The organism is Streptomyces silaceus (genome assembly GCF_001419745.1).
Classification (GTDB): Bacteria; Actinomycetota; Actinomycetes; order Streptomycetales; family Streptomycetaceae; genus Streptomyces; species Streptomyces silaceus.
The window spans coordinates 1-6,077 of record NZ_LIRJ01000405.1 but is presented as its reverse complement, the minus strand read 5'-3'; the positions used below and the strand labels follow the sequence as shown (position 1 = coordinate 6,077).

7 protein-coding genes and 1 riboswitch are annotated in these 6,077 nt (G+C 72.5%); all 7 genes read left to right on the top strand.

Annotated elements, in window-relative coordinates; all coding sequences use genetic code 11:
- Window positions 1-1,074, top strand: a 1,074-nt coding sequence (gene aceA, locus AOK22_RS31605) for an isocitrate lyase (protein ID WP_055702148.1), incomplete at its 5' end; no start/stop codon positions are given.
- A gap of 162 nt (window positions 1,075-1,236) precedes the next feature.
- Entirely contained in the window at window positions 1,237-2,055 is an 819-nt protein-coding gene (locus AOK22_RS31600) for a 3-hydroxybutyryl-CoA dehydrogenase (RefSeq protein ID WP_055702147.1), read from the top strand.
- Window positions 2,056-2,147: 92 nt separating this feature from the next.
- A riboswitch (cobalamin riboswitch) is annotated at window positions 2,148-2,330 on the top strand.
- Between the two features lie 30 nt (window positions 2,331-2,360).
- Window positions 2,361-3,119, top strand: a complete 759-nt coding sequence (locus tag AOK22_RS31595) for an energy-coupling factor ABC transporter permease (protein ID WP_055702146.1) — start codon at window positions 2,361-2,363, stop codon at window positions 3,117-3,119.
- Window positions 3,119-3,493, top strand: a complete 375-nt coding sequence (locus AOK22_RS31590; protein WP_055702145.1) for an energy-coupling factor ABC transporter substrate-binding protein — start codon at window positions 3,119-3,121, stop codon at window positions 3,491-3,493. The genes AOK22_RS31595 and AOK22_RS31590 overlap by 1 nt, the downstream gene beginning before the upstream one ends.
- A 6-nt stretch (window positions 3,494-3,499) precedes the next feature.
- Window positions 3,500-4,249: a cobalt ECF transporter T component CbiQ gene (cbiQ, locus tag AOK22_RS31585; protein ID WP_055702144.1), complete on the top strand. Its 750-nt coding sequence runs from the start codon at window positions 3,500-3,502 to the stop codon at window positions 4,247-4,249.
- Window positions 4,246-5,130 carry an energy-coupling factor ABC transporter ATP-binding protein gene (locus AOK22_RS31580; protein ID WP_055702143.1) on the top strand — a complete coding sequence of 295 codons (885 nt, stop codon included), beginning with the start codon at window positions 4,246-4,248 and terminating at the stop codon, window positions 5,128-5,130. The genes cbiQ and AOK22_RS31580 overlap by 4 nt, the downstream gene beginning before the upstream one ends.
- 340 nt (window positions 5,131-5,470) lie before the next feature.
- The coding region (locus tag AOK22_RS31575) for a hypothetical protein (RefSeq protein ID WP_202818486.1) at window positions 5,471-6,077 on the top strand (607 nt) is incomplete at its 3' end.

The following is a 6,077-nucleotide window of genomic DNA, read 5'->3' as shown; positions in this document are numbered from 1 at the left end:
CTCACCGGCGGGCAGGCGGTGCAGCAGGTGAAGGCGGGGCTGCAGGCCATCTACCTGTCGGGCTGGCAGGTCGCCGCCGACGCCAACCAGGCCGGGCACACCTACCCCGACCAGAGCCTCTACCCCGTCAACTCCGTTCCCCAGGTGGTCCGTCGCATCAACAACGCGCTGCTGCGCGCCGACCAGATCGCGACCGCCGAGGGCGCGGGGGACGCCACGGACTGGCTCGCCCCGATCGTGGCCGACGCGGAGGCGGGCTTCGGCGGTCCGCTCAACGCCTTCGAGCTGACCAAGGCGATGATCGCCGCCGGCGCCGCCGGCATCCACTACGAGGACCAGCTGGCCTCGGAGAAGAAGTGCGGCCACCTGGGCGGCAAGGTCCTCGTGCCGACCGCCCAGCACATCCGCACCCTCAACGCGGCCCGTCTGGCGGCCGACATCGCCGATGTGCCGACCCTGGTCGTCGCCCGCACCGACGCCCTCGCCGCGACCCTGCTGACCAGCGACGTCGACGAGCGCGACGCCCGCTTCACGACCGGCGACCGCACCGCCGAGGGCTTCTACCGCGTGGAGAACGGCATGGCCCCGGTCATCGCCCGCGGCCTCGCCTACGCCCCGTACGCCGATCTCATCTGGGTGGAGACCGGCACCCCCGACCTGGCCCAGGCCCGCGCGTTCGCCGAGGCGATCCACGCCGAGCACCCCGACCAGATGCTCGCCTACAACTGCTCGCCGTCCTTCAACTGGAAGGCGGCCCTCGACGACGACCAGATCGGCAAGTTCCAGAGGGAGTTGGCGGCCATGGGCTACCGCTTCCAGTTCATCACGCTGGCGGGCTTCCACTCCCTCAACCACGGCATGTTCGACCTCGCCCGCGGCTACGCGGAGTCCGGCATGACCGCCTATGTCGACCTCCAGGAGCGGGAGTTCGCCGCCCAGGAGCACGGGTTCACCGCGGTGAAGCACCAACGCGAGGTCGGCACCGGGTACTTCGACCTGGTCTCCACCGCCGTCAATCCCGCCTCCTCCACGACCGCGCTCTCCGGCTCCACGGAGGAGGAGCAGTTCCACTGAGCGCCGCGCAGGACCCGTCCGTACGTTTCCGAGGAGGCCCGCATGTCCACCCCCCTGAGCGGCCGCGTCGAGGTTCTCGCCCCCGACACCGGCCACCGCACCGGCGAGAACCGCCCCGCGCACGCGGAGATCCGCAGGGTCGGCGTCGTCGGCGGCGGCCGGATGGGCGCCGGGATCGCCGAGGTCTGTGCCCGCGCTGGGGTCGACACCGTGGTCTGCGAGGTCGACGCCACGGCGGCCCGCGCGGCCCGGGAGCGGGTGTCCGCCTCCCTCGAACGCGCCGTCCAGCGGGGCAAGTTGGACCGCCCCGCCGCAGAGGACGCCGAAGCCAGGCTCGTCTTCACCGGTGACCTGGACGACCTCGCCGACCGGCAGCTCGTCATCGAGGCGATCGTCGAGAACGCGGACGCCAAGACCGAGGTCTTCGCCGCGCTCGACAAGACCGTCGAGGACCCGGAGGCCGTCCTCGCCACCAACACCTCCGCCATCCCGATCATGCGTCTGGGCATGGCCACCCGCCGCGCCGACCGGGTGATCGGGCTGCACTTCTTCAACCCGGTCCCCGTCCTGCCGCTGGTGGAGGTCGTGTCCTCCCTGCACACCGCGCCGCGGACCGTCGCCGCCGTGACCGGGTTCGCCACCGAGACGCTCGGCAAGACGGTTGTCCACGCGCGGGACCGCGCGGGCTTCGTGGTCAATGCCCTGCTGATCCCGTATGTCCTCTCGGCGGTCCGCATGGCCGAGTCCGGTTTCGCCACCGCCGCCGACGTCGACGCGGGCATGGAACTCGGCTGTGCCCACCCGATGGGCCCGCTGAGACTGGCCGACCTGATCGGCCTCGACACGGTCGCCGCCATCGCCCGGTCGCTGTACGAGGAGTTCAAGGAACCCCTGTGCGCGCCCCCGCCGTTGCTGCTGCGCATGGTCGAGGCGGGACTCCTCGGCCGTAAGACCGGCCGCGGCTTCCATGTCTACGCATAGGCTCTGAACAGGGGCGTACGCGGTGGTGGTGTGCGCTCGCGCGTGCCACCGCTGCGACCGTTGTGCAAGTTGTCAGGCGGATCAGTTGCGCACTAATGTCACCACGCCTTGGTGAACGGGAAATCCGGTGTGATGCCGGTGCGGCCCTCGCCACTGTGATCGGGAAGTCCGGCTCCAGCCCTTGCGGCAGCCACTGGGCGCACACGCGCCCGGGAAGGCGGAGTCGGTCGGTGGGACCCGTCAGCCAGGAGACCGGCCAAGGCGCGTTGTCCATCCACGAGGTGCTGGAGAGGGTCTGCTGAGCCATGCACATAGCCGAGGGGTTTCTCCCGCCGGCGCACGCCGTCGCCTGGGGCGTGGCGTCCGCGCCGTTCGTCGTCCACGGAGTCCGCTCCCTGACGCGTGAGGTCAAGGAGCACCCGGAGAGCACCCTGCTCCTGGGCGCGTCCGGAGCCTTCACTTTTGTCCTGTCCGCCCTGAAGATCCCTTCAGTGACGGGCAGTTGCTCCCATCCGACCGGAACAGGTCTGGGCGCCATCCTGTTCCGACCACCGATCATGACGGTGCTCGGCACCATCACCCTGCTCTTCCAGGCCCTGCTGCTGGCCCACGGCGGGCTCACCACGCTGGGCGCCAACGTGTTCTCGATGGCGATCGTCGGGCCCTGGGCCGGATACGCCGTCTACCGGCTCCTGAAGCGGTACGACGTGCCGCTCATGGTCGCCGTCTTCTTCGGCGCGTTCGTCGCCGATCTGTCCACGTACTGCGTCACCAGCGTCCAGCTGGCCCTGGCCTTCCCCGACCCCAGCAGCGGCTTCCTCGGCGCGCTGGGCAAGTTCGGCGGGATCTTCGCCGTCACGCAGATCCCCCTCGCGGTCAGCGAGGGACTGCTCACCGTCCTCGTGATGCGGCTGCTCGTGCAGTCCAGCAAGGGTGAGCTGACGCGGCTCGGCGTCCTGCTCCAGCGCAAGCAGCCCGCCGCGCAGCCGGAGACGCGGGCGGAGAAGGAGGCGCAGGCGAAGAGCGCGGCGCCGGCGGAGACGAAGTCGGAGGCCAGCGCCTGATGAGCCGGAACACGAAGATCAACATCCTGCTCCTCGTCGTCGTCGCCGCGCTCGCGGTGCTTCCGCTGGCGCTCGGCCTCGGGGACGACAAGAAGGAGCCGTTCGCGGGCGCCGACGCCCAGGCCGAGACGGCGATCACCGAGCTCAAGCCCGACTACGAGCCGTGGTTCTCGCCCCTGTACGAGCCCCCGTCCGGGGAGGTCGAATCGGCGCTGTTCGCCCTGCAGGCGGCCATCGGCGCGGGCGTCCTCGCGTACTACTTCGGGCTGCGCAGGGGGCGTCGGCAGGGCGCCGAGCGCGCACGGGCCGAGGAGGCCGCGGCCGATCCGGTGGGCGGCGCGGCGGACACCCGGGCCGACACCGAAAAGGTCTGAGCCGGGGTGCTGCCCATCGACGCGGCGGCGCACAGCAGCCACTGGCGCCGCCGCCACCCCGTGGACAAGGCCGTGCTCGGGCTCGGCCTCACCGTCCTCGCGATCTCCCTGCCGCCCTGGCCGGGCGCGGTCCTGGTCCTGTGCGCCGCGCTCGCGGTGCTGCTCGGACCTGCCGGCGTGCCGCCGCGCAAGCTGTGGCGCGCCTACCGCGTACCGCTCGGCTTCTGCGTCACCGGTGCCCTGACCCTGCTCGTCCAGGTCGGCGGCCCCGACGGCTTCGTGACGCTCGCCGACGGCGGCCCGGCGCGGGCGGGCGGTCTGCTCCTGCGTACCTCGGCGGCCTCGCTCGGCGTGCTCCTGTTCGCCTTCACCACACCGATGTCGGATCTGCTGCCCCGCCTGGTCAAGGCCGGCGTGCCCGCACCGGTCGTGGACGTGGCGCTCGTGACGTACCGCATGAGCTTCCTGCTCCTGGACTCCATGGGCCGTATCCGGCAGGCGCAGGCGGCCCGCCTCGGCCACACCACCCGGGCCGCCACCTGGCGCTCCCTCGCCGGGCTCGGCGCCACCGCGTTCGTGCGGGCCTTCGACCGGGCGAGCCGGCTCCAGGCCGGGCTCGCCGGGCGCGGCTACGACGGCACCCTGCGGGTCCTCGTGCCCGAGGCCCGGATCTCCCGGCCGTTCGTGGCCGCGAGCGCGGCCCTGCTCGTGGGCCTGGCGGCCCTCACTCTCGTACTGGAAAGGTTCCTGCCATGACCGAGCCGCGTGCTCTGCGCGAGCCGGGCGCTCCCACCGGATCCGGCGAGGCGCTGGTCGCCCTGCGCGCGGCCTCCTACGCGTACGAGGACGGGCCCACCGTCCTCAGTGGTCTCGACTTCGACGTCGTGGAGGGCCGCGCGCTCGCGCTGCTCGGACGCAACGGCAGCGGCAAGACCACGCTGATGCGGCTGCTCAGCGGCGGACTGCGCCCCGACCGGGGCGGACTGACGGTCGACGGCGCCGCGGTGACGTACGACCGCAAGGGCCTGACGCGGCTGCGGACGACCGTCCAGCTGGTCGTGCAGGACCCGGACGACCAGCTGTTCGCCGCTTCGGTCGAACAGGACGTGTCCTTCGGCCCGTTGAACCTCGGCCTGCCCGACACCGAGGTCCGCGGGCGCGTCGCCGAGGCGCTCGCCGCGCTCGACATCACCGCCCTCGCCGACCGCCCCACGCATCTGCTCTCCTACGGCCAGCGCAAGCGGACCGCCATCGCGGGCGCCGTCGCGATGCGTCCCCGCGTGCTGATCCTCGACGAGCCGACCGCCGGACTCGACCCCGACGGCCAGGAACGCCTCCTCGCCACCCTGGGCCGCCTGCGGGACGCCGGGACCACCGTGGTCATGGCGACCCACGACGTGGACCTCGCCCTGCGCTGGGCCGACGACGCGGCACTGCTCACGCCCTCAGGGGTGCGCACCGGCCCGGTGGAGCGGATGCTCGCCCAGCGCGACCTGCTCGCCCAGGCCGGTCTGACACTGCCGTGGGGGATCGCCGTGGCGGAGCTCCTGCGGGCACACGGCCTGCGCGACGGGACGGGCCACGGGCCGCGCACGCCCGAGGAGTTGGCCGCCCTCGCGGCACGCGGCGACCAGTGATCATGGTTACAGCGGGAAGGGGTGGCCGGTTCGGGACGCCGGGCGTACTCTTCACCTTGCTTCGTGTGTTGACGAAGTGACAACTGAATGCATGCGCGACTGGGGAAAGCCGGTGAGAATCCGGCGCTGACCTGCAACCGTGAGCGGCGCTCGACGCCGTGAGCCGGATCGCCCGGCGCGCCATGTGCACTGCTTCTCACTGTCATGGTCTGCAGCGTGGAGCCCTGAGCCCCCGGTTCATCGGCCCCTGCCGCTTCCGCACGGAACGCGCGTCAGGGGTTTGTTGTGCGGCACGGGCGTGTCGGGGTCCTGATGCGGCCCCCGGCCCGAAGGACCCGAAATGGCCCGTGCGCTCCGCGTGTTCGCCACCGCCCTCGGCATGCTCCTGTCCGCCGTCGCGCTCGGTGTCGGCGCGTCCCCGGGGACGGCGAGCGCCCTGGACACCGGCCGTGGCCGGGCCGGATTCTGCCCCGACGCGAACGGCGTGACCGTCGTCGTGGACTTCCGCGAGCTGGGCGGCACGACCATCGTGCGCTGCGCGGTGGGCAGCCAGGCCAGCGGGCTCGCCGCGCTGAAGGCGGCGGGCATCGACGTGACCGGCACCAACCGGTGGGGCGAGTCCTTCATCTGCCGTCTGGAGGGCAGCCCGGGGCCCGACCGCGAACCGTGCGTCGACACCCCGCCCACCAAGGCGTACTGGTCGTACTGGCACGCCCCCAACGGCGGCGCGTGGACCTACAGCCAGCAGGGCGCGACCTACCGCACGCCGCCGACCGGCAGCTTCGAGGGCTGGTCGTTCTCCCTCGACCGCGAGCAGGGCGAGGCGCCGTCCCCCAGGGTCGCGCCGAAGCGGCCGTCGGGCACGGGCCCGGGGTCCGGCGGCTCCGGCGCTTCCGGAGCTTCGGGTGGGTCGGGGTCCTCGGGTGGCGGGGGCAACTCCACTGGAG